Origin of the sequence: Bordetella genomosp. 12 (genome assembly GCF_002261355.1) — a bacterium.
In the GTDB taxonomy this organism is placed as follows: Bacteria; Pseudomonadota; Gammaproteobacteria; order Burkholderiales; family Burkholderiaceae_B; genus Bordetella.
The window spans coordinates 1,390,999-1,411,733 of the sequence record NZ_NEVU01000002.1; the positions used below are offsets into that span (position 1 = coordinate 1,390,999).

Consider the following 20,735-nt stretch of genomic DNA (forward strand, 5'->3'; position numbering starts at 1 on the left):
ATCTATCCAAACTCTTAACCCTTATACGTAGCCCTGCGGGAACATGACCGAGTGGCATCGACCGACACGCCATGCACCTGCGCCTGCGCGTGCAGCGCGGCGTAGCGGTCGAAATCGGTTTTCAGGCTGGCCGGGCAGGACAAGGCCGGCTTAATGCCCTCGGTCTTGGGCAGCGGCCCCAGCCGCAGCTTCTTGATCGTGTGCTCAGCGGGTCGGATCAGTACCGAGCAGATTGTCGAGCAAGAGCGAAGACGTATCGGGCCGGATGATTCGGTTGCAGACGATATGAACGCGGTTCTGCGCGTGACTGACTGGGCGGAAAAGCCGGCTGTCGAACGACGCCGGATTGACCTCACTCAACAGGAACAGTTCATCCGACACAAGGCGGCAGCAACGCTGCAAGGAGGGCCGCGCTAGGCCCAGCCCATTGGCGGTCAGCACGGCGGGCTATGGCACACCGTCGATGCGTACCTGCCCGTAGACGATGCAAACGTGTCGCCGCGCGATCGCGCTCACAGGTTTGAACAGCGGCAAGGCCGGGCGACACGCCGGCGAACCGTCCTTCGTGACGTACAACTGACGAACCACCAGCGTCGAGGACGACACGCTTTCGTGCAATCCACAGCAGCAAGTCGGGCGTAGGCCCATATGCTCCGTCCATTACAGCTTTGCACTGCCTTCACCGCCAGCGCAACGCGCGTGCCTTGCGCATGTCCCGCCAATGTTGCCTCGCGGGTGCGTTCAGGAGGCACCCTGGCGAGGGCAGCAACCAACTTTTGGTAGGTCGTGCGAATAGCATCCAGCAATTCCTGTTTGTCTTGCGGCACTGCCACACCAAGCCCCTATAACGCTTCGGCGAACTTGCCGATGGAAAACGGCATTCTCGCGCTGTGACCGCCCTATGGCCAGTCGTGCCTGAAAGGTACTTGGCTGCCCCCACCCCGCCTGAACGAAGGAGGCGGCGTCGCGCTTGAGGATGCCCGACCGGGCGCGGCCACTGCCGTGACCGGATTTTTGACCACCGACCCCAAGGCGGAACGGCTTGGTGCCGGCACTGTTCGGACAGCCAAGTACCTTGGCCGAAACCAAGACGCTTGCTTCACGGAAGGGTAGTTCCAGCATCTCTGGCGATTGCCAGAAGTGAGAACGCGATGCGGCCTGAAGCTGCCCGACCGTGCAGCACCAAAACGAAAAAGCCCGCAATGAAGCGGGCTTATCGGCTGTTATGCCTTGCGTTGCTTGGCTAGGCCGGACGCGGGATCACTCCCACTCAATCGTCGCGGGCGGTTTGCTCGAGACGTCGTAGACCACGCGGTTGATGCCGCGCACTTCGTTGATGATACGGGAGGACACGCGTGCCAGCAGGGGGTGTGGCAGCGGTGCCCAGTCGGCGGTCATGAAGTCGAAGGTCTGGACGGCGCGCAGGGCGACGACGTACTCGTAGGTCCGGCCGTCACCCATGACGCCGACCGATTTGACCGGCAGGAAGACGGCGAAAGCCTGCGAGGTCAGTTCGTACCAGCTCAGGTCGCTGGCCGGGTCTTTGGTGTTGCGCAGTTCTTCGATGAAGATGGCATCGGCGCGGCGCAGGAGTTCGGCGTATTCGTGTTTGACTTCGCCGAGGATGCGCACGCCCAGGCCGGGGCCGGGGAAGGGATGGCGGTAGACCATCTGCGGCGGCAGGCCGAGGGCGACGCCAAGTTCGCGGACTTCGTCCTTGAAGAGTTCGCGCAGGGGCTCGAGCAGTTGCAGGTTGAGCGTATCCGGCAGGCCGCCGACGTTGTGGTGCGATTTGATCGCAGCCGCTTTGCCGGTTTTGGCGCCGGCCGATTCGATGACGTCGGGGTAGATGGTGCCCTGGGCCAGCCATTTGGCACCCTTGAGCTTGCCGGCTTCGACCTGGAAGACTTCGACGAATTCGCGGCCGATGATTTTGCGTTTGGCTTCGGGGTCGGCAACGCCGGCCAGTTTGCCCATGAACTGCTCGGTGGCATCGACGTGAATGATTTTCACGCCCATGTTCTCGGAGAAGGTCTGCATGACTTGCTGGCCTTCGTTCAGGCGCAGCAGGCCGTGGTCGACGAACACGCAGGTGAGTTTGTCGCCGATGGCACGGTGGATGAGCGCAGCCGCCACGGAAGAGTCCACGCCGCCGGACAGGCCGAGGATGACTTCATCGCTGCCGACCTGCTCGCGAATGCGTGCAACAGCCTCGGAGATGTAGTCGGGCATGTTCCAGTCGCCCTCGCAGCCGCAGATGTCGCGCACGAAGCGCGAGATCATGGCCTTGCCTTGCACCGTGTGGGTGACTTCGGGGTGGAATTGCACGGCGTAGTAGCCGCGCGCTTCGTCGGCCATGCCGGCGATGGGGCAAGACGGGGTCGACGCCATGAGGCTGAAGCCCGGCGGCAGTTCGGTGACTTTGTCGCCGTGGCTCATCCAGACTTTGAAGCGGTCTTGTCCGGCCTCATCCTGGAAGTCGGCCAGCCCGGCCAGCAGCTTGGTGCCGCCGTGCGCCGAGACTTCGGCGTAGCCGAACTCGCGGTGGTCGCTGAAGCTGACTTTGCCGCCGAGTTGCTGAGCCATGGCTTGCATGCCATAACAGATGCCCAGCACGGGCAGGCCCAGTTCGAAGACCGAAGCCGGCACGCGCATGGAGCCTTCTTCGTAGGCCGATGCGTGGCTGCCAGAGAGGATGATGCCCTTGAGCCCCTGGCTGGCCTGTTCGCGCACGAAGGCGTCGTCGACGTCGCCAGGATGGATTTCGGAATACACGCCGGCTTCGCGTACGCGGCGGGCGATCAATTGGGTGACTTGCGAACCGTAGTCCAGAATAAGGATGCGCTGATGCATGGTGACTCTGCCGGTTGGAAATAAAAGCGCACCGGCCAGAACGATTCAGGGTTCTGCCGGTGCGCGATGCATTACGGGATTGACGATCCGGGGATCAGTCGGCGCGATAGTTCGGCGCCTCCTTGGTGATCTGGACGTCGTGGACGTGCGACTCGCGCACACCCGCCGAGGTGATCTCGACGAATTGCGTTTTGGTACGCATATCGTCGATGGTGGCGCAGCCGCAATACCCCATGGAGGCGCGGATGCCGCCGACCAACTGATAAATAATGGCCAGCACGCTGCCCTTGTAAGGCACGCGGCCTTCGATGCCTTCGGGCACGAGCTTGTCGGCGTTGTTGGCCGGGTCCTGGAAGTAGCGGTCGGCCGAGCCGTCCGCCATCGCGCCCAGGCTGCCCATGCCACGATACGACTTGTACGAGCGGCCCTGGAAGAGCACGACTTCGCCAGGCGCTTCTTCGGTGCCGGCGAACATGCCGCCCATCATGCAGGAGAAGGCGCCGGCAGCCAGGGCCTTGGCGACGTCGCCCGAGTAGCGGATGCCGCCGTCGGCGATGAGGGGCACGCCCGTGCCTTCGAGTGCCTTGGCCACATCCGAAATGGCGGTGATCTGGGGCACGCCCACACCCGCCACGATACGGGTGGTGCAGATGGAGCCGGGGCCGATGCCGACCTTCACGCCATCGGCGCCCGCTTCAACCAAGGCCAGGGCCGCGGCCGCAGTGGCGATGTTGCCGCCGATGACTTCGACCTTGGGGAAATTCTGTTTGACCCAGCGCACGCGCTCGATCACACCGGAAGAATGACCGTGAGCGGTGTCGACGATGATGACGTCCACGCCGGCCGCCACGAGTTTCTCGACCCGCTCTTCGGTGCCGGCGCCCACGCCGACGGCCGCGCCCACGCGCAACTGGCCTTGGGCGTCCTTGCAGGCGAAGGGGTGCTCGGTGTTCTTGACGATGTCCTTGACCGTGGCCAGGCCGCGCAGCTCGAAACCGTCATTGACGATGAGCACGCGCTCCAGACGGTGCTTGTGCATCAGCGTCTGGGCTTCGTCCAGCGTGGCGCCTTCATGCATGGTGACCAGGCGGTCACGCGGGGTCATGACGTTGCGCAGCGGTTGATCCAGGCGGTCTTCGAAGCGCAGATCGCGGTTGGTGACGATGCCGACCAGCTTGCCGCCTTCGACCACGGGCAAGCCCGAGATGCCGTGTTGGCGCTGCAAGGCGATGGCGTCGCGGACTTTCATGTCCGGCGTGACGGTGACCGGGTCGATCACAATACCGAACTCATGCCGCTTGACGCGCGCGACCTCGCGGGCCTGCGCATCGGCGCTGAGGTTCTTGTGGATGATGCCGATGCCACCCTCTTGCGCCATGGCGATGGCCAGACGCGATTCAGTCACCGTGTCCATGGCGGCGGACACGAGCGGAATATTGATGGTGATGTTACGGGTAAGGCGGGTGCTGAGCGAAGTGTCGCGCGGCAACACTTCGGAATACGCAGGCACCAACAACACGTCGTCGAAGGTGAGCGCTTTTTGGACGAGACGCATGGGGAACTCCGGGCGCAAAGCAAGATTATACGCCGTTCAGCCACGGCGGCTAGGTGTTAGCCCTAGGTTTTTCCCGGTGTGTGGCGTGGACGTCAAGCGCCAGGCGTCGGATCCCGCATACCGTGCCTGTCGCCCTCGCACGACATTTATACCCGGGTGATATTGACAGTAAGCCGCGCGACTGGGCATACTGGCCTTGAGATTTCTACCCGGGTACATCCATGACGCAGCAATTCACCGCCTTTGATGGCACGCGCCGGGTCGCACAGGGAACCTTGACCGAAGTCGCCTTGGCCCTGCACGACCGACCTGCGGGTCAGGTGCTGGTTTTCGACAATCGCAATGGCCGCCAGACGGAGTTGGATCCCCGGCGGGTCGTGGCCGCACCGGCCTTGGCGCCGGTCACGCTGGCCGATCCCGCCCATGAGGGGGCCGAACTGGGCCGAGGGCGCGGCCGACCGCGCTTAGGTGTGGTAGCCAGAGAGGTGACGCTGCTGCCGCGTCATTGGGACTGGTTGGCCCGGCAGCCAGGCGGCGCCTCGGTGACCTTGCGCAAACTGGTCGAGGAGGCCCGCAAGCGCGATCAAGGCGTCAGCGACCGCCGCGAGCGTCAGGATGCGGCCTATCATTTTCTGCAGGCGGTGGCCGGCAACCTGCCCGCCTATGAAGAAGCCTTGCGCGCGCTCTATGCCGATGACCGTGCCGGGCTGGCCCACTGCATGCAGGACTGGCCCACGGACATCGTTGAGTACGCGCTCGCCTTGTACGACGGTAGCTAAAACGTCTCGCAGCCCCCCCGAACACGCCTTGCCGGCGTGTTTTTTTTTGCCTATGCCATTGACGCGGGGCGGCGCAATCTATATCTTATGATATATATCGTACGATATATCACCGATTTCATCCCTGCTTCATAGAGGAGGCCAGCATGCGCCACCCCCCTTCTTCACCGGGCAACGGCCGGGGCGGCCCGGGCGGAGCGGAGCTCACGCGCGGCCGCAAGGTCAGCGCCGAAGACCTGCAACTCATCCTGCTCGCCTTGCTAGAGCTCAACCCCAGCCATGGTTATGAGCTCATCAAAGCGGTGGGCGCGTTGAGCAATGCCTACTACACGCCCAGCCCTGGCATGGTCTATCCGGCACTGACCTATCTCGAAGAATTGGGGCACGTCACGGTAGAGCCGCAAGGCAGCAAAAAACGCTATCACCTGGCGCCGCAAGGCCTGGCATACCTGACGGCTCATCGCGCCCACGCCGAGCTGCTGCTCGAAAAACTGCGGCACATCGGCCGCAAAATGGAATGGATGCGTCAGGCCTGGAGCGCCGAGCCGCGCGAGACCGGGCCGCAGGGCGAGGATCTCGCCACCGGATGGTTGCCCGAATTCGTCGAAACCCGCCAGGCGCTGCGGCATGCACTGCTGCGCAAAAGCGGCGCCTCGCCCGCTGAACAACGCCGGGTAGCTGCCATTTTGCGGCGCGCCACCCAAGAGATCGAGAACACGCCCTGTTCCTGATTGACCCGCATTCGAATGACAAAGGAAGTTTCCATGACCAGCCCCCATCTGCGCGTCGAACGCGTGCGCCACACCCTGAAAATGCGCCAGCTCACCGTCAGCCGTGTCGAGCATCTGGCCGGCGGCCTGCTGGCGCGCATTACCTTCACGGGCGAAGACCTGCATGATTTTGTCTCCGCCTCCTTTGATGACCACGTCAAAGTGTTCTTCCCCGAACCCGGCCAGGCGCTCGCCTTGCCCGAGGTCGGTCCTGACGGCGTGCGCTTTGCGCCAGGGCAGCCGCGCCCCGCCGCGCGCGACTACACGCCGCGCCGCTTCGACCGCGACAGCGGCGAACTGGTGCTGGACTTTGTGCTGCATGGCGAAGGCCCCGCCGGAAGTTGGGCCGCCCAGGCGCAAGTGGGCCAGCAATTGGGCATCGGCGGGCCGCGCGGCTCCTTCGTGGTGCCGCTGGGCTTCGACTGGCATGTCCTGATCGGCGACGAAACCGCCCTGCCCGCCATCGCCCGCCGCCTCGAAGAGCTGCCAGACACCGCGCAAGCCCTGGTGCTGGTGGAAATCCCTTCCCTGGCCAATCAACTGCCCTTGCCTTCCAAAGCGCGCACGCAAGTGCGCTGGCTGGCGCGCGATGCGGGCGATCCCGGCCTGGCGCAAGCCGCCGCCGCATTGCAGTTGCCGCCCGGCGAAGGGTATGTGTGGGTCGCGGCCGAATCCGCCGTGGCCAAGGCCGTGCGCGCCAGTATGGTCGAGCGCCATGGCATCGACAAAAGCCGGATCCGTGCCGCCAGTTACTGGAAGCGCGGCGCGGCCGGCGTGCACGAATCGCACGACGACTGAGCATCGGTCTGCGCAGGCCTCGATACCCGGGTTATCACTAGCCCGGGTATTTGCTTATGCCCTTTAAGTATTTGTAGTGCGCATACTAGGCGCGCAAGAATTCGCTTAAAGCATAAAAGCAGGTTTATGGAATTACGCCAACTCGAGGCCTTTGCCGCTGTCATGAGCAGCGGCAGCATCACCGCTGCAGGCCGGCTGCTGGGCCGCTCTCAACCGTCCATCACCCGCTCCATTCAGGAGCTGGAGGCGGAGATCGGCTATGCCCTGTTCCTGCGCAGCGGCCCGCGCGTCACACCGACCGAGCAGGGTTTTCTGCTCTATGACGATGTGGCGCATGCGCTGTCGAGCCTGCGCCACATCCAGACCCGGGCGCACGACATTGCGCAGGGCAAACAGCAACCCCTGCGCCTGGCGGCCACATCGGCATTGGCGGCCGGGTTGTTGCCGCAAGCCATCGCGCGCGCCGAGGCCAGTCATGGCGTGCGCGCCATGCAGGTGCGCAGCGTCTCGCCAGAACAGGTGCTGCATGCGGTGTTGACCGGTTCGGCCCAACTCGGGCTGACCAGCTTGCCCCTGGAGCATCGCGGTCTCGATGTGCATTGGATCGGTCAGGCGGCCTGCGTGGTGGCCTTGCCCGAGACCGACCCGCTGGCGCGGCACAGCACGGTGCCGGTCGCCGCGCTGGCAGGACGCCGCTTTATTACCCTGGCCAATCCTTATCGGCTGCGCGGCCGTCTGGACCACGCGCTTTCCCAGGCGGCACCCGGTTTGATCGAAACGAATTCCTCCGTCAACGCGCTGGCTGCCGTGCGCGGCGGCCTGGGCGTGGCGATTCTTGAGCCGGTCTCGGCGCTGGGCCTGCCCGTGCAGGGCGTGGCCATCCGCGCCATCGACCAGGACATCCCTTTTTTCTTTGGCGTGGTCACGCCTCAGTCCACTCCCATCGCGCCTGCCGTCGCGGCCATGGCCGAGGTGCTGGCAGAGACCGCCGCCATGCTGCTGCCCGGCTTTGTCCGGCATGAGGCCAGCGCTCACGCCGGCCTGCTGCATAGCATCCACGGCAAAGACGATTTTTCGACGGACCCCTTATGAGTTTTTCTGTTGCCCACCCGCCCCTGGGGCTGACCGAGCTGGAGGCGCGGTTGCGCCAGGATCTGGCCTGGCTGGACCTGCCCGCCCGTCCCTGGGTGCCGGCCCGTCAGGCCGATGGCCAGCCCGTCCATGAAGCCATCATCATCGGCGCGGGGATGGCGGGTCTGGCCGCCTGTGCGGCCTTGAAGCAATTGGGCGTGCGCGCCCTTTGCCTGGACCGCTCGCCGCAAGGTTTCGAGGGCCCGTGGGCAACCACCGCGCGCATGCAGACGCTGCGCTCGCCCAAGCAGTTGACCGGACCCGCGCTGGGCTTGCCGGCGCTGACCTTCCGCGCCTGGTTCGAAGCCCAGCATGGCGCCACCGCGTGGGACGCCCTGGACAAGATTCCGCGCCTGCAGTGGATGGACTATCTGCGCTGGTACCGTCGCGTCCTCGATCTGGACGTGCGCAACGAACATCGCGTCACCGCGGTGCGGCCGCGCGCCGACGGCGTCGTGGAACTGGCGGTGGAAAGCCCGGCCGGCGCGCAACGGATGCTGGCGCGCCACCTCATCGTGGCTACCGGCCGCGATGGGCTCGGCGGCCCGGCGGTCCCCGCCTTCGCGCAGCGTTTGCCGCGCGCGTGCTGGGCGCACTCTTCCGACGCGATGGACTACGGCACGCTGGCAGGCAAACGCGTGGCGGTCATCGGAGCCGGCGCCTCGGCCATGGATAGCGCGGCCACCGCGCTGGAAGCCGGCGCGGCCTGTGTGGACCTGCTCATCCGCCGGGATGACATCCCCCGGGTCAACAAGGGCAAAGGCGCGGGCAATCCCGGGCTGACCCATGGCCATCTGACGCTGCCCGATGCGTGGAAATGGCGCTTTCGCCACTACATCAACAGCCAGCAGGTGCCGCCGCCGCGCGGCAGCACCCTGCGCGTGTCGCAACACGCCAATGCGCGATTCAACCTGGGTTGCCCCGTCATCGATGTGACGGCCGACGCGAGCGGCGTGCATCTGACCACGCCCAAAGGAATCTTCGACGCGGACTTCGTGATTTTCTCCACCGGCTTCAAGCTGGACTGGCAGGCCCGCCCCGAGTTCGCCGCCATCGCGCCGCACGTGCGCCTGTGGGGCGACCGCTATCAACCCGCCCCCGGCGATGCGGATCAAGAGCTGCAAGACTCACCCGATCTGGGCCCGGTCTTCGAGTTTCAGGAGAAGACGCCAGGCGCCTGCCCCGGGCTGACGCGCGTACATTGTTTTTGCTATCCGGCGGCCTTGTCGCATGGCAGCGTCTCGGGTGACATCCCCGCCGTCAGCGAGGGCGCGCGCCGCCTGGCTCAGGGCATCGCGGGCCAGTTCTACGCCGAGGATGTGGAACACCATTTCGCCAACATGCTGGCCTACGCCGAACCCGAGGTCTTCGGCGACGAATGGACGGTGGCGCCGCCCCCGGGGGCCCGCTCATGACGCTCTGGCTCTTACGCCGTCTGGCCCAGGCCGTCGTGGTGGTGCTGCTGATGACGCTCATCGTCTTTGTCGGCCTGCATGCCATCGGCAACCCCGTCGATATCCTGATCGGCCAGGATGTGGATCAGGTCGACCGCGCCCGCATCATCGCCGAACTGGGTCTGGACCAGCCGCTGTGGCGGCAGTATCTGGGGTTTCTGAACGGCGCGCTGCACGGCAACCTGGGCAATAGCTTTGTCTATAACATCCCGGCCGTGCAGCTGATTCTGCAACGCATGCCCGCCACGCTGGAACTGGCATTCGCCGCGTTGTTCCTGGCCGTGCTCGTCGGGGTGCCGCTGGGCCTGTACGCAGGCCTCTATCCCGACCACCCGCTGTCCAAGGCCATCATGACCGGCAGCATCGTCGGCTTTTCCTTGCCGACCTTCTGGGTCGGCTTGATGCTCATCATGGCCTTCAGTGTCTCGCTGGGCTGGCTGCCGGCCAGCGGCCGGGGCCAGACCGTGCAAGTCCTCGGCGCGCAATGGTCCTGGCTGACGGCCGACGGCCTGCGGCACCTTCTGTTGCCGGCGCTGAACCTGTCGCTGTTCAAGATGTCGCTGGTCATCCGCCTGACGCGGGCGGGCGTGCGGGAAGTCGTGCCGCAGGAGTTCGTCAAGTTCGCCCGCGCCAAGGGCTTGTCGCCGCTGCGCGTGGTGATCATGCACATCCTGCGCAACACCATGATCCCGCTGGTCACGGTATTGGGCCTGGAGCTGGGTTCGACCATTGCGTTTGCCGTGGTGACCGAAAGCATCTTCGCCTGGCCGGGCGCGGGCAAACTCATTCTGGACAGCATCAACGCGCTGGATCGCCCCGTCATCGTCTCCTACCTGGTGGTGGTGGTGTGCCTGTTCGTGATGCTCAATCTCATCGTGGATATTCTGTACAAGACGCTGGATCCGCGGGTGCGGCTGGAGGGTGCGCAATGAGCCAGACGCTCGCTCACGCCCTCAAGCGCGAATCGCCCTGGCGCCGCAACGCGGCCGAGTTCTTCGCTTCCAAGACCGCCGTGTTCGGGCTGGCCGTCACCGTGCTGCTTTTTCTGGCCGCGGCGCTGGCGCCCTGGATCACCCCGCAAAATCCTTACGACCTGCTGCAACTGGACGTGCTGGACGCCCGCCTGCCGCCCGGCTCGGCAAATGGCATGGATAGCTTCCACTATCTGTTGGGCACCGACGGCCAGGGACGCGATCTGTACTCGGCCATCCTGTATGGCTTGCGCATCAGCCTGATCGTGGGTGTGGGCTCGGCCCTCATTGCCGCTGTCATCGGCACGCTGCTGGGGCTGTTGGCGGCCTACGCCGGCGGCAAAACCGACGCCATCATCATGCGCCTGGTCGATCTGATCCTGTCGTTTCCCTCGATTCTGGTGGCCATGATGATCCTGGCTTACCTGGGCAAGGGGGTGGGCAATGTGGTGCTCACGCTGGTCATTCTGGAGTGGGCCTATTACGCCCGCACCGCGCGCGGCCAGGCCCTGGTGGAGCGCCGGCGCGAATATGTCGAGGCGGCGCGCTGCCTGGACATCCCCAACTGGCGCATCATGCTGCGCCACATCCTGCCCAATTGCCTGCCGCCGCTCATCGTCATCGGTACGCTACAAATCGCCCGCGCGATCACGCTCGAAGCCACGCTGAGCTTTCTCGGCTTGGGCGTGCCCGTCACCGAACCCTCGCTGGGGCTGTTGATCGCCAACGGCTTTCAGACCATGTTGTCGGGCCAGTACTGGATCAGCTTCTACCCTGGCATCGCGCTGCTGATCACCATTGTGGCGATCAATCTGGTGGGCGACCGCCTGCGCGATGTGCTCAACCCGAGGACGCACCGATGAGCGCCGCCACGCAATCCCTCGCGCCGGTCACGCTCGAAGTGCGCAATCTGCGCACGCAGTTTCAGACCCGCTCCGGCACGCTGCCGGCCGTCGACGACGTGTCTTTCCGGCTCGAGCGCGGCAAGATTCTCGGCCTGGTGGGCGAGTCAGGCTCGGGCAAGTCGGTTACCGGCTTTTCCATCATGGGACTGGTGGATCCGCCTGGCCGCGTGGTCGATGGCAGCATCCTCTTTCAGGGCCGGGATCTGACCCGACTGCGCCCGCGCGAACTGCGCCACCTGCAGGGCAATCGCATCGCGATGATCTTTCAGGATCCGATGATGACGCTCAACCCGGTGTTGCGCGTCGATGTCCAGATGATGGAGGCAGTGCGGGCCCACAGCCGGGTCAGCCGCGCCCAGGCGCGCGAGCGCGCCCGCGAGACCCTGGGCATGATGGGCATCCCCAGCCCGGAGGAACGGCTGCTGGCCTATCCGCACCAACTGTCCGGCGGCATGCGCCAGCGCGTGGCCATCGCCATCGCCATGCTGCATCGACCCGACCTCATCATCGCCGACGAACCCACCACGGCGCTGGACGTCACCATCCAGGCGCAAATCCTGTCCGAGGTGCAGAAACTCGCCCGTCAGCACGGCACCAGCCTGATCTGGATCACCCATGATCTGTCGGTGGTCGCCGGCCTGGCCGACGAAGTGGCCGTGATGTACGCCGGGCGCATCGTCGAGCATGGCCCGGTGGACGCGGTGCTCGACGCGCCCATGCACCCCTATACGGCAGGACTGATCAGCAGCCTGCCCAGCAACAATGTGCGCGGCCAGCGGCTGCGGCAGATTCCTGGCATGACCCCCAACCTGCTTGCCCTTCCCGAAGGCTGCGCCTTCGCTGCGCGCTGCGCGCGCGCCTCGGCGGCCTGTCATCAGCGCCCGCCGCTGTCCGCACCGCAGGCGCAGCGCCTGGTGCGTTGCTTTCATCCCCAACTGGGGGCTGCCGCATGAGCGCCATGGCCGATACCCCCTTGGTCGACCTGCGCGGCGTGAGCAAGCGCTTTGGCGAACGGCGCGAGACCCCGGTCTCGCGCGTCCTGCAGTCATTGGGCCTGAGCCAGCCGGCGGCAGTCACCCGCGCGGTCGATGATGTAGACCTGCTGGTGCGTCCCGGCGAGGTGGTGGGCCTGGTCGGCGAATCCGGCTGCGGCAAATCCACGCTGGGCCGCATTGCCGCTGGCCTGATGCCGCCCACCGAAGGCCAGGTACGCGTCAATGGCCGCCTGCCTGGCGAAATGAGCCCGCAGCAAGCGCAGCGCGCGCGCCTGAAAGTGCAGATGATTTTTCAGGATCCGTACGCCAGCCTGAATCCGCGTCTTCGGGTCGATGACATCGTGGGAGAAGCCGCTCGTATTCATGGCCTGGTCGATCGCGCCGGCTTTGACGACTACGTGAGCGAACAGTTACAGCGCGCCGGCCTGGATCCCGCCCTGCGCCAACGGTATCCGCATCAATTCTCCGGCGGACAGCGGCAGCGGATCGGCATTGCCCGCGCCCTGGCGGTCAAACCCGAAATGCTGGTCTGCGATGAGGCCGTGGCCGCGCTGGATGTTTCCATCCAGGCGCAGATCCTCAATCTGTTCATGGATCTGCGCGCCGAGCTCGACCTGACTTACCTTTTCATCAGCCACGATCTGGGCGTGGTCGAACATATCTCCGATCGCGTCGTCATCATGTATCTGGGCCGGGTGGTCGAATCCGCCCCGGTGGACGAGGTGTTTCGCCACGCCAATCACCCCTACACCCAGGCGCTGCTGGCGGAAATCCCGCGTCTGGACATGCGCCACAAAACCTTTACCGCCATCAAGGGTGAGATACCCAGCCCGCTGGCGCCGCCATCGGGCTGTCATTTCCATCCGCGCTGCCCTCACGTCATGCCGCGCTGCAAGACCGAAGCGCCGCAGCTCAAGGGTATCGCCATAAATCATCTGAGCGCCTGTCATCTCAATGACGGCAGCTAGCCTTCGACACTTTCATCAGGACTCCGCACCATGAAACGACTGATCTTGACCACTCTGGCAGCCGCCCTCGTCGGCGCTGCCGCTCCGGCGTCGGCCGAAACGCTGTCCATCGGTTTCGCCGATCCTTTGTCTTCGCTGGACCCGCAGCTGAACAATCACGCCGGCGACCGCTCCGTGGCGCTGCACTTCTGGGATCTGCTGGTCGAAAACAAATGGAACAAGCTGCAGCCTGGCCTGGCGCTGTCGTGGAAACCCCTGGACAGCACCACCTGGGAATTCAAACTGCGGCCCGACGTCAAATGGCAGGACGGCACGCCGTTTACGGCCGATGACCTGATCTACTCGTACACGCGTGCGCGCGCCGTGCCGGGCAGCGTGGCCACATACGCGGGCTATCTGCGCACGATCGAGTCCATGAGCGCGCCGGATCCGCTGACGTTCGTGGTCAAGACCAAGACGCCCAACCCCGATTTGCCGCTGAACCTGGCCTCGGTCCACGTGGTGAGCAAACACGTGGGCGAGAAGTCGACCACCGAGGACTACAACTCGGGCAAGGCCATGGTCGGCACCGGCCCCTACAAGTTTGTCTCCTACACTCCAGGAGACCGCGTCGTGATGGAGCGCAACGACGCCTACTGGGGCGGCAAGCAACCCTGGGACAAGATCAACTACCGTTACATCAACAACGCCGCCGCGCGCAGCGCCGCCTTGCTGGCCGGCGATGTGGACGTCATCGACAAGGTTTCGGTATCGGATCTCGACAAGCTCAAGCAGGCGCCGAACATCTCGGTCTATCCCTATGACGGCCTGCGCGTCATGCTGCTGCAACCGAATTTCAATCCGGCGCCCAGCCCCTACATCACCGACAACGCCGGCAAGCCGCTGGACAAAAATCCCTTGCTCGACGTGCGCGTGCGCCAGGCCATGAATCTGGCCATCAATCGCCCCGCCATCACCGATCGCATCCTGCAAGGGGCCGCCACCGAGGCCAATCAATGGATGCCCAAGGGCACCTTCGGCTACAACCCCGACATCAAGAACATTCCTTACGATGCCGCGCGGGCCAAGAAGCTGCTGGCCGAAGCCGGTTATCCCGATGGCTTCAAGCTGACGATGCACGTCCCCAACGACCGCTATCCGCAAGGCCCCGAAACGGCCCAGGCGGTGGCCCAGTTCTGGACCCGCATTGGCATCAAGACCCAGGTCGAAGTCGTGCCATGGGCCGTGTATTCGGGCCGCGCCAACAAGAACGAGTACGCGGTGAGCATGCTGGCCTGGGGCAATGGCACCGGCGAAGCCAGCTATGCCCTGGTGAACATTCTGGCGACCGTCTCGCCGCAAAAGGGCCTGGGCGCCTCCAACTGGGGCCACTACAGCAACCCCAAAGTGGACGCCGCGCTGGACGCCTCGACGTCGGAGTTCGACACCGCCAAGCGTGAAGCCATTCTGCGCGAATCGGCCACCCTCGTCGGCGACGATGTGGGCATCATCCCGCTCTATCACTACAAAAACATCTGGGCGGCACGCAAAGGGCTGAAGGTCGAACCCATGACCAGCGATCGCACCGCCGCGCAGATGGTCAGCAAGGACGCCAAGTAATGACGGCGCTCACCCTGTCTATCGAACCCGCCGACGCGCTCATCGATGTGCCCCGGCGCATCGTGGTGCGTGGCGCCCAGCCCGGCGCAGAGGTCAGCCTGAGCGCGACGACCTCGCGCGCCGGCGTGGCCTGGCGTGCCCAGGCCAGCTTCAGGGCCGACGCGCAAGGCACCGTGGATACCACTCGTGATGCCGCCACCGGCGGCAGCTATGAAGGGGTGTCGCCCATGGGGTTGATCTGGTCGCAAGTGCCCGAGGTGGCCGGGCGGCGCGAGACCTTCAATCAACCCGTCACCGATGCGCTGAACACCGAAGTCCAGGCCAGCAGCCAGGGCAGCAGCGCGACGGGCGGCTTCGTGCAGCGCCTGGCTGGTGCCGGCGTGACGCGGCGCGAGGTGCGTGCCGAGGGCCTGGTCGGGACGCTGTATCTCCCTGCTGGCGAAGGTCCGCATCCGGCCGTCATGATCCTGAACGGCTCGGGCGGCGGCATCAATGAGCCGCGCGCGGCGCTCTACGCTTCGCACGGCTATGCGGCCTTTGCCTTGGGCTACTTCAAGGCGCCGGGGCTGTCCGACTACATCTCCAACACGCCGCTGGAGTACTTCCAGCGCGGTTTGCAATGGTTGCGCCGCGAGGTCCGGCCCTTGCATGACTTCGTGGCCATCAGCGGCCAGTCCCGAGGCGGCGAACTGGTGCTCCTGCTGGGCGCCACCTTCCCCGAAGCGGTCTCCGCCGTCGTGGCCTATGTGCCAGGCGCGGTGGTGCACAGCGGCCAGAACGCCGCCGACCCCCAAGTCGGCCGCGAAGGCCCGACCTGGCTGCTGGATGGCAAGCCCCTGCCCCACGTTTGGGAGAACAACCGTACCGCCAGCTGGAAGCCGTTTGACGATGGCCCGGCGCCGCACCGGCACGAACGCGCCATCCTCACCGCGTTGCAGGATCCCGAGGCGGTCGCGCGCGCCCGGATCCCGGTCGAACGCATCCAGGGTCCGGTCATGATGCTCTCGGCCACCGACGACGGCTCCTGGCCCTCGTCGCTGTATTCGCGCATGGTGCGCGACCGGCTGGCCGAAACCGGCCACGCGCACGACGTGCGCTGGCTGGATTTCGAAAACGGCGGCCATTTGATCGTCTTCCCCTATGTGCCGACCACGCAGATGGTTTACGCGCACCCGGTCTCGGGCAAGATCAGCACCAGCGGCGGCAATCCGCGCGATAACGCGCGTGCGGACGAAGCCTCGTGGGCCGGCGTGCTGGCGTTTCTCCATGACGCCGTGGCCGCCAAAGCTCAAGGAGCCAAACAATGAGTACACAAGACCTCGTCGACCAGTTGGTCGGCCTTGCCGAGGGCGATGCGCTGCACGCCGTGCGCCACCAGCGCGAGAAAGTCGTGGCCGCCACCCAGGGCAGCCTGCAGGCCCTGTTCGACCCGGCGTTGCCGGGCCTGTCGCTGAGCGAGCGCCTGGCCGTCGCCGTGTACGCCTGCCGCCTCACCCCGGCGCCCGAGCTGGCGCAACACTACCTGCAGCGCCTTAAGGCCGAAGCCCCCGATGCCCCGTTCATCGCGGCGCTCGACCAGGGCCGCCCCGAGGCCGTCGACACGCCGCGGCTGGCTGCGATGCTCGCCTTCACGCGCAAGCTGATTGAGAACCCCGTCGAAGGCGACGAAGCCGCGCTTAAAACCCTGCCCGCGGCGGGCCTGTCCACTGCCGAGGTGGTGACGCTATCGCAACTGATCGCCTTTCTGTCGTATCAGGTGCGACTGGTGGCTGGCCTCAAAGCCATGAAATCGCTGGAGATCGCCGCATGACCCAAGCCATCAAAGCCCACGGCTTCACCAACGAAAGCCTGGAATGGAAGGCCTGGCTCGACACCGTCAACGTCGATCAGGCCACCCCGCAACAGATCGCCGTCCTCGAAGAAAGCCACCCCAAGGCCAAGACCTCCGACTACTACCTGTTTCTGATTCATCAGCCGGAAATCCTGCGCCAACGCTCGACGGCCTTCAACGCCATCATGTACGCCCCCGGCGGCTTGTCGCGCGCCGAGCGCGAGCTGGGCGCCACCGTGGTCTCGCGCATCAACGGCTGCGTGTACTGCGCGTCGGTGCATGCGCAGCGTTTCGAACAGCTCGCCAAGCGCAACGATGTGATCGCCCAGGTGTTCGACGATCCCCGCCAGGCCGGCACGACCGAGCGCGAGCGGGCCATCGCCGCGTTCTCGGTCAAGATCACCGAGCATCCTGCCGGGCTGCAGGCCGCCGACATCCAGGCGCTCAAGGACGTCGGCCTGTCCGAAGGAGAAATCCTGGATCTGGTGCATGCCGATGCGATTTTTGCCTGGGCCAACCGCCTGATGCTGAATCTGGGCGAGCCGGTTTTTCCGCAAGCCTGACGCCGGCCAGGAGGGGGGGGCGGGTCGCGGCTCGATGGTTTTCGGTAAACTGCGGGTTTGGTGGCCACGCCTCCCTCCGTTGTACCGATGTCCAAGACTTACGATATCCGTCCCGACCAGTCGGTCGAACTGCTCAAGGCGCTGCACATCCTGACCCGCGACGGCAAGATGAACCAGGACAGCCGGCGCAAGCTAAAGCAGGTCTACCACCTGTTCCAGTTCATCGAGCCCTTGCTGGCTGAGGTGAAGTCGCGTCGTGGCCGCGTCACGCTGGCCGACCACGGTGCTGGCAAGTCCTATCTGGGCTTCATCCTGTACGACCTGTACTTCAAGCAGTTGGCCGATGATTCGCATATCTACGGCATCGAAACGCGCGAAGCCCTGGTGCAAAGCTCGCAGGATCTGGCGCGCCGCGCCGGCTTCGAGGGCATGTCGTTTCTCAATCTGTCGGTGGCCGAATCCATCGTCTCGCCCCTGCTGCCGCCGACCATCGACGTGGTCACGGCACTGCATGCCTGCAATACGGCCACCGATGACGCCATCCGCTTCGCGCTGACCAAACGCGCCGACCACATCGTGCTGGTGCCCTGTTGCCAGGCGGAAGTGGCCGCGGCCCTGCGCCAGCACAAGGGCGCGGCCCTGGGCGATGCCATGGCCGAGCTCTGGCGCCATCCCTTGCATACGCGCGAGTTCGGCAGCCAGCTCACCAACGTCTTGCGCTGCCTGCAACTGGAGGCCCACGGCTACCAGGTCAGCGTCACCGAGCTGGTGGGCTGGGAGCACTCCATGAAAAACGAACTCATCATCGCGCAGCACAAGCCCGACCGTCCGCGCCGCAAGGCCGCTGAACGTCTCACCGAGATCCTGGATCGGGTGGGCCTGCCGCAGTTGCGCGAACGCTTCGCCCTTCCTGCCGACCTCTGATACCAACACCATGACCAAGCTGTTGCGTGCCGCCATGCCGCTGACCGCGGCCGCCCTCGCCTTGACGGCCTTGCCTGCCGGGGCCAATGACTGTGGAACCCCGCTGGCCGAACAGAGCTACCAGGCCCAGGTTTGCGCCCAGGCCGCGCTGGCCGAGCGCCAGGCCGCCATGTATACCCGCTATGAAGCCTTGCGCAAGCAACTGCCCGCAGACGAAGCCGAAAGCCTGGCCAGCGATCAGGCCAAATGGCTCAATTACATTGAAGCGGATTGCACGGTCTATGCCGATATGGCCGGGCGCGAAAACGACGCCTGGCGCCTGACCTGGGGCGAGATCGCGCTGGCTTCCTGCCGCGCCGACATGATCGCCGCGCGCGAGGAGAGGCTGGGCCAGTACCAGGCCCTCATCGCGCGCCGCAGCGCGCAACGCGCCTCCCTGCTCGCTCCCTGACCGCCCCGTCAGTGGCTGCGTTGAGCGGGCGCGTCGTCCATCAGGCGCTCCCAACCATCGTGGCCCAGCTCCCGCATGGTCTCGATATTCTTCTCGTAGATTTCGGCGGCATCCGGGAAGGCTTCCACCGCGCGATCGATGCTGTCTTCGCGCAGAAGATGCAAGATGGGATAAGGCGAACGGTTGGTGTAGTTCTCGATGTCGTCCGGATCGGTCTCGGCAAACTGAAACATGGGATGAAAGGTCGCGACCTGCAGGTCGCCCACCAGCCGCATGCGCTTTAGCAGCCGATCCGAGATCTCTTCGAAATCATTGAAGTCGTAGAAGTCGGGCAAGGCCTCGGGCAAGATCAACAACGTCGTGTCCACGCTCTCGGGGTCGGTCTCGGACAGCAACATGAGTTCGGCCTCGAGGTCCTGCAGCACGCCTTCGGCATCGGTGGCATCACTGACGGCATAACGCACCTGCCCCTTGACCTGCACCGCCTTGGCGAAGGGACAGAGATTCAGGCCGATCACGGCGCGGTCCACCCAGCGGCGAACCTCGTCGGCAACGGCCTGGGCCGCGGAAGATTGCAGAATCATGGAAACCTCAGGCCACGGGCATGGCGGCCATGGTCTGGGCCACGGCAGCGGTCAATTTCTTGCCGTAAGGCACGTGCAGGAATTCATTGGGGCCATGTGCGTTGGACTTGGGGCCCAGCACGCCGCACACCATAAACTGCGCCTTCGGAAAGCCCTTTTGCAACATGCTCATCAGCGGGATCGTGCCGCCCTGCCCGATGTAGCCGCAAGGCGCGCCGTAATAGTCCTGCGACGCCAGGTCCAGCGCCTGTGACAGCCACGCCGCCGAGGAAGGCGCATTCCAGCCCGTGGCTGCGCCCTCGTTGGCGTGAAAAATGACTTTGGCGTTATAGGGCGAGTCCGCCTCGAGCAGGGACTTGATTTCTTGCGAGGCCGCTACCGCGTCGATGAGCGGGGGCAGGCGCAGCGAAAGCTTGAAAGCCGTGCGTGGCCGCAGCACATTGCCCGCGCTGGACAGAGGCGGCAGACCTTCGGCGCCGGTCACCGACAGGGTCGGGCGCCAGGTGCGGTTGAGCAGCGCCTGTTCCGGGTCGGTGGTCATGGGCAGCACAAAGCCGGCCTCGGCCCCACAGCTCCAGGGGAAGCGGCGCCACACTTCGTCGCCCAGAATCTGCGCCGTCGCCTTGACCTGATCGATCCGGTCGGCGGGGATTTCGCAATGCAGGCTTTGCGGCAGCAGGCGGCCGGTGCCGCTATCTTCCAGGCGGTCGAGCAGGTGGCGCAGGATGCGGAAACTCGAGGGCACCACACCGCTGGAGTCGCCGGAATGGACGCCTTCGTCCAGAACCTGCACCTCCAGCGTGCCGGACACCATGCCGCGCAGGGAGGTCGTCATCCAGAGCTGGTCATAGTTGCCGGCGCCCGAGTCCAGACAGACCACGAGCGCCACACTGCCCAGGCGATCGCGCAGCGCGTCCACATAGGGCAGCAGGTCATAGCTGCCGGACTCCTCACAGGTCTCGACGATGCCCACGCAGCGCGGGCGCGGAATGCCCTGCTTGTCCAGCGCCATGATGGCCGTCAGCGAGGCGTAGACGGCATAACCATCGTCCGCGCCGCCCCGGCCATACAGCTTGCCGTCTTCGTACTTGGGGGTCCAGGGGCCCAGATCGGAGCGCCAGCCCGAGAACTCGGGCTGCTTGTCCAGGTGCCCGTAGAGCAGCACCGTGTCGCCGTTGTCTTTGCGTGTGGCGGGCACATCGAAAAAAATCACGGGCGTGCGGCCGGGCAGGCGCACCACCTCCAGCGTCATGCCGGCTACCTTTTGCGCCTCGACCCATTGCGCGGCGTCGCGCACCACGCGTTCGATGTAGGCGTTCTTTTCCCAGTCGGCGTCAAAAGCCGGGCTTTTGGCGGGAATGGCGATGTAATCGGTCAGCGCGGGGATGATTTCGGTATCCCACTTCTCATCGACGAAGGCCTGCAGGGCTTTCGGATCCAAAGTGGGAGGCAGGGCGTCGTCAGGGACACGGGCGTTCATGGGCGGTTCTCCTTCCAGGAGCAAGCGTAGCGCGAAAGCACTATTTTAAGCCGCAAACTCGTCCCCTGCTGCCGGTTCGCGGCAGACGGCGGGCGCAAGAAAAAACCGGGAAACGGCGGCAGGC

19 protein-coding genes and 2 pseudogenes are annotated in these 20,735 nt (G+C 65.1%); 15 read left to right on the forward strand and 6 right to left on the reverse strand.

Annotated elements, in window-relative coordinates; translation table 11 throughout:
- Positions 1 to 50 precede the first annotated feature (50 nt).
- The 4 genes and pseudogenes from CAL22_RS11945 to guaB form a co-directional block, all read right to left on the reverse strand.
- Positions 51 to 218: pseudogene (locus CAL22_RS11945) on the reverse strand (DUF2274 domain-containing protein); the annotation flags it as partial.
- Positions 205 to 534 (reverse strand): annotated as a pseudogene (locus CAL22_RS21315) (S26 family signal peptidase); the annotation flags it as partial. The pseudogenes CAL22_RS21315 and CAL22_RS11945, both read right to left, overlap by 14 nt.
- A gap of 726 nt (positions 535 to 1,260) precedes the next feature.
- Complete coding sequence (guaA, locus tag CAL22_RS11960; RefSeq protein ID WP_094813387.1) at positions 1,261 to 2,853, reverse strand: glutamine-hydrolyzing GMP synthase; 1,593 nt, start codon at positions 2,851 to 2,853, stop codon at positions 1,261 to 1,263.
- 94 nt (positions 2,854 to 2,947) lie between these two features.
- Positions 2,948 to 4,408 carry an IMP dehydrogenase gene (gene guaB / locus CAL22_RS11965; RefSeq protein WP_094813389.1) on the reverse strand — a complete coding sequence of 487 codons (1,461 nt, stop codon included), beginning with the start codon at positions 4,406 to 4,408 and terminating at the stop codon, positions 2,948 to 2,950.
- A gap of 221 nt (positions 4,409 to 4,629) precedes the next feature.
- Here guaB and CAL22_RS11970 point away from each other — a divergent pair, with 221 nt between their 5' ends.
- From CAL22_RS11970 to CAL22_RS12040, 15 genes are all read left to right on the forward strand, one after another.
- Positions 4,630 to 5,187, forward strand: coding sequence for a DUF2239 family protein (locus CAL22_RS11970; RefSeq protein ID WP_094813391.1), 558 nt, complete (start codon positions 4,630 to 4,632; stop codon positions 5,185 to 5,187).
- 146 nt (positions 5,188 to 5,333) lie between these two features.
- Positions 5,334 to 5,918, forward strand: coding sequence for a PadR family transcriptional regulator (locus CAL22_RS11975; RefSeq protein WP_094813393.1), 585 nt, complete (start codon positions 5,334 to 5,336; stop codon positions 5,916 to 5,918).
- A gap of 33 nt (positions 5,919 to 5,951) precedes the next feature.
- Entirely contained in the window at positions 5,952 to 6,755 is an 804-nt protein-coding gene (locus tag CAL22_RS11980) for a siderophore-interacting protein (RefSeq protein ID WP_094813395.1), read from the forward strand.
- Positions 6,756 to 6,881: 126 nt separating this feature from the next.
- Positions 6,882 to 7,847 carry a LysR family transcriptional regulator gene (locus CAL22_RS11985; RefSeq protein WP_094813397.1) on the forward strand — a complete coding sequence of 322 codons (966 nt, stop codon included), beginning with the start codon at positions 6,882 to 6,884 and terminating at the stop codon, positions 7,845 to 7,847.
- Positions 7,844 to 9,301, forward strand: coding sequence for an NAD(P)-binding domain-containing protein (locus CAL22_RS11990; RefSeq protein ID WP_094813399.1), 1,458 nt, complete (start codon positions 7,844 to 7,846; stop codon positions 9,299 to 9,301). Before CAL22_RS11985 ends, CAL22_RS11990 begins: the two co-directional genes overlap by 4 nt.
- Positions 9,298 to 10,272, forward strand: coding sequence for an ABC transporter permease (locus tag CAL22_RS11995; protein ID WP_094813654.1), 975 nt, complete (start codon positions 9,298 to 9,300; stop codon positions 10,270 to 10,272). Before CAL22_RS11990 ends, CAL22_RS11995 begins: the two co-directional genes overlap by 4 nt.
- Positions 10,269 to 11,174 carry an ABC transporter permease gene (locus CAL22_RS12000; protein WP_094813401.1) on the forward strand — a complete coding sequence of 302 codons (906 nt, stop codon included), beginning with the start codon at positions 10,269 to 10,271 and terminating at the stop codon, positions 11,172 to 11,174. The genes CAL22_RS11995 and CAL22_RS12000 overlap by 4 nt, the downstream gene beginning before the upstream one ends.
- On the forward strand, positions 11,171 to 12,169 hold the full coding sequence (locus CAL22_RS12005) for an ABC transporter ATP-binding protein (protein WP_094813403.1): 999 nt from the start codon (positions 11,171 to 11,173) through the stop codon (positions 12,167 to 12,169). Before CAL22_RS12000 ends, CAL22_RS12005 begins: the two co-directional genes overlap by 4 nt.
- A 5-nt stretch (positions 12,170 to 12,174) precedes the next feature.
- On the forward strand, positions 12,175 to 13,179 hold the full coding sequence (locus CAL22_RS12010; RefSeq protein ID WP_094813405.1) for an ABC transporter ATP-binding protein: 1,005 nt from the start codon (positions 12,175 to 12,177) through the stop codon (positions 13,177 to 13,179).
- 30 nt (positions 13,180 to 13,209) lie between these two features.
- Positions 13,210 to 14,778, forward strand: a complete 1,569-nt coding sequence (locus CAL22_RS12015) for an ABC transporter substrate-binding protein (protein WP_094813407.1) — start codon at positions 13,210 to 13,212, stop codon at positions 14,776 to 14,778.
- Positions 14,778 to 16,085, forward strand: coding sequence for an acyl-CoA thioester hydrolase/BAAT C-terminal domain-containing protein (locus tag CAL22_RS12020; protein WP_094813409.1), 1,308 nt, complete (start codon positions 14,778 to 14,780; stop codon positions 16,083 to 16,085). Before CAL22_RS12015 ends, CAL22_RS12020 begins: the two co-directional genes overlap by 1 nt.
- Positions 16,082 to 16,588, forward strand: a complete 507-nt coding sequence (locus tag CAL22_RS12025; protein ID WP_094813411.1) for a CMD domain protein — start codon at positions 16,082 to 16,084, stop codon at positions 16,586 to 16,588. Before CAL22_RS12020 ends, CAL22_RS12025 begins: the two co-directional genes overlap by 4 nt.
- The gene (locus tag CAL22_RS12030) at positions 16,585 to 17,172 is read left to right on the forward strand and encodes a peroxidase-related enzyme (RefSeq protein WP_094813413.1); all 588 of its coding nucleotides are present in this window, start codon (positions 16,585 to 16,587) and stop codon (positions 17,170 to 17,172) included. The genes CAL22_RS12025 and CAL22_RS12030 overlap by 4 nt, the downstream gene beginning before the upstream one ends.
- Before the next feature lie 87 nt (positions 17,173 to 17,259).
- Positions 17,260 to 18,096: a class I SAM-dependent methyltransferase gene (locus CAL22_RS12035; RefSeq protein ID WP_094813415.1), complete on the forward strand. Its 837-nt coding sequence runs from the start codon at positions 17,260 to 17,262 to the stop codon at positions 18,094 to 18,096.
- A gap of 10 nt (positions 18,097 to 18,106) precedes the next feature.
- The gene (locus CAL22_RS12040) at positions 18,107 to 18,547 is read left to right on the forward strand and encodes a lysozyme inhibitor LprI family protein (RefSeq protein ID WP_244193846.1); all 441 of its coding nucleotides are present in this window, start codon (positions 18,107 to 18,109) and stop codon (positions 18,545 to 18,547) included.
- Between the two features lie 8 nt (positions 18,548 to 18,555).
- Here the strand turns inward: CAL22_RS12040 and CAL22_RS12045 are convergent, their stop codons facing one another.
- Together CAL22_RS12045 and CAL22_RS12050 are read right to left on the reverse strand one after the other, a co-directional pair.
- Positions 18,556 to 19,131 carry a DUF1415 domain-containing protein gene (locus tag CAL22_RS12045; protein WP_094813417.1) on the reverse strand — a complete coding sequence of 192 codons (576 nt, stop codon included), beginning with the start codon at positions 19,129 to 19,131 and terminating at the stop codon, positions 18,556 to 18,558.
- A gap of 7 nt (positions 19,132 to 19,138) precedes the next feature.
- On the reverse strand, positions 19,139 to 20,611 hold the full coding sequence (locus CAL22_RS12050) for a M20 family metallopeptidase (RefSeq protein ID WP_094813419.1): 1,473 nt from the start codon (positions 20,609 to 20,611) through the stop codon (positions 19,139 to 19,141).
- Positions 20,612 to 20,735: the final 124 nt, after the last annotated feature.

What these genes read in the sequence shown, in the direction of transcription:
- guaA (WP_094813387.1), bottom strand. Translation starts at nt 2,853, where the DNA reads ATGCATCAGCGCATCCTTATTCTGGACTACGGTTCGCAAGTCACCCAA.
- guaB (WP_094813389.1), bottom strand. Translation starts at nt 4,408, where the DNA reads ATGCGTCTCGTCCAAAAAGCGCTCACCTTCGACGACGTGTTGTTGGTG.
- CAL22_RS11970 (WP_094813391.1), top strand. Translation starts at nt 4,630, where the DNA reads ATGACGCAGCAATTCACCGCCTTTGATGGCACGCGCCGGGTCGCACAG.
- CAL22_RS11975 (WP_094813393.1), top strand. Translation starts at nt 5,334, where the DNA reads ATGCGCCACCCCCCTTCTTCACCGGGCAACGGCCGGGGCGGCCCGGGC.
- CAL22_RS11980 (WP_094813395.1), top strand. Translation starts at nt 5,952, where the DNA reads ATGACCAGCCCCCATCTGCGCGTCGAACGCGTGCGCCACACCCTGAAA.
- CAL22_RS11985 (WP_094813397.1), top strand. Translation starts at nt 6,882, where the DNA reads ATGGAATTACGCCAACTCGAGGCCTTTGCCGCTGTCATGAGCAGCGGC.
- CAL22_RS11990 (WP_094813399.1), top strand. Translation starts at nt 7,844, where the DNA reads ATGAGTTTTTCTGTTGCCCACCCGCCCCTGGGGCTGACCGAGCTGGAG.
- CAL22_RS11995 (WP_094813654.1), top strand. Translation starts at nt 9,298, where the DNA reads ATGACGCTCTGGCTCTTACGCCGTCTGGCCCAGGCCGTCGTGGTGGTG.
- CAL22_RS12000 (WP_094813401.1), top strand. Translation starts at nt 10,269, where the DNA reads ATGAGCCAGACGCTCGCTCACGCCCTCAAGCGCGAATCGCCCTGGCGC.
- CAL22_RS12005 (WP_094813403.1), top strand. Translation starts at nt 11,171, where the DNA reads ATGAGCGCCGCCACGCAATCCCTCGCGCCGGTCACGCTCGAAGTGCGC.
- CAL22_RS12010 (WP_094813405.1), top strand. Translation starts at nt 12,175, where the DNA reads ATGGCCGATACCCCCTTGGTCGACCTGCGCGGCGTGAGCAAGCGCTTT.
- CAL22_RS12015 (WP_094813407.1), top strand. Translation starts at nt 13,210, where the DNA reads ATGAAACGACTGATCTTGACCACTCTGGCAGCCGCCCTCGTCGGCGCT.
- CAL22_RS12020 (WP_094813409.1), top strand. Translation starts at nt 14,778, where the DNA reads ATGACGGCGCTCACCCTGTCTATCGAACCCGCCGACGCGCTCATCGAT.
- CAL22_RS12025 (WP_094813411.1), top strand. Translation starts at nt 16,082, where the DNA reads ATGAGTACACAAGACCTCGTCGACCAGTTGGTCGGCCTTGCCGAGGGC.
- CAL22_RS12030 (WP_094813413.1), top strand. Translation starts at nt 16,585, where the DNA reads ATGACCCAAGCCATCAAAGCCCACGGCTTCACCAACGAAAGCCTGGAA.
- CAL22_RS12035 (WP_094813415.1), top strand. Translation starts at nt 17,260, where the DNA reads ATGTCCAAGACTTACGATATCCGTCCCGACCAGTCGGTCGAACTGCTC.
- CAL22_RS12040 (WP_244193846.1), top strand. Translation starts at nt 18,107, where the DNA reads ATGACCAAGCTGTTGCGTGCCGCCATGCCGCTGACCGCGGCCGCCCTC.
- CAL22_RS12045 (WP_094813417.1), bottom strand. Translation starts at nt 19,131, where the DNA reads ATGATTCTGCAATCTTCCGCGGCCCAGGCCGTTGCCGACGAGGTTCGC.
- CAL22_RS12050 (WP_094813419.1), bottom strand. Translation starts at nt 20,611, where the DNA reads ATGAACGCCCGTGTCCCTGACGACGCCCTGCCTCCCACTTTGGATCCG.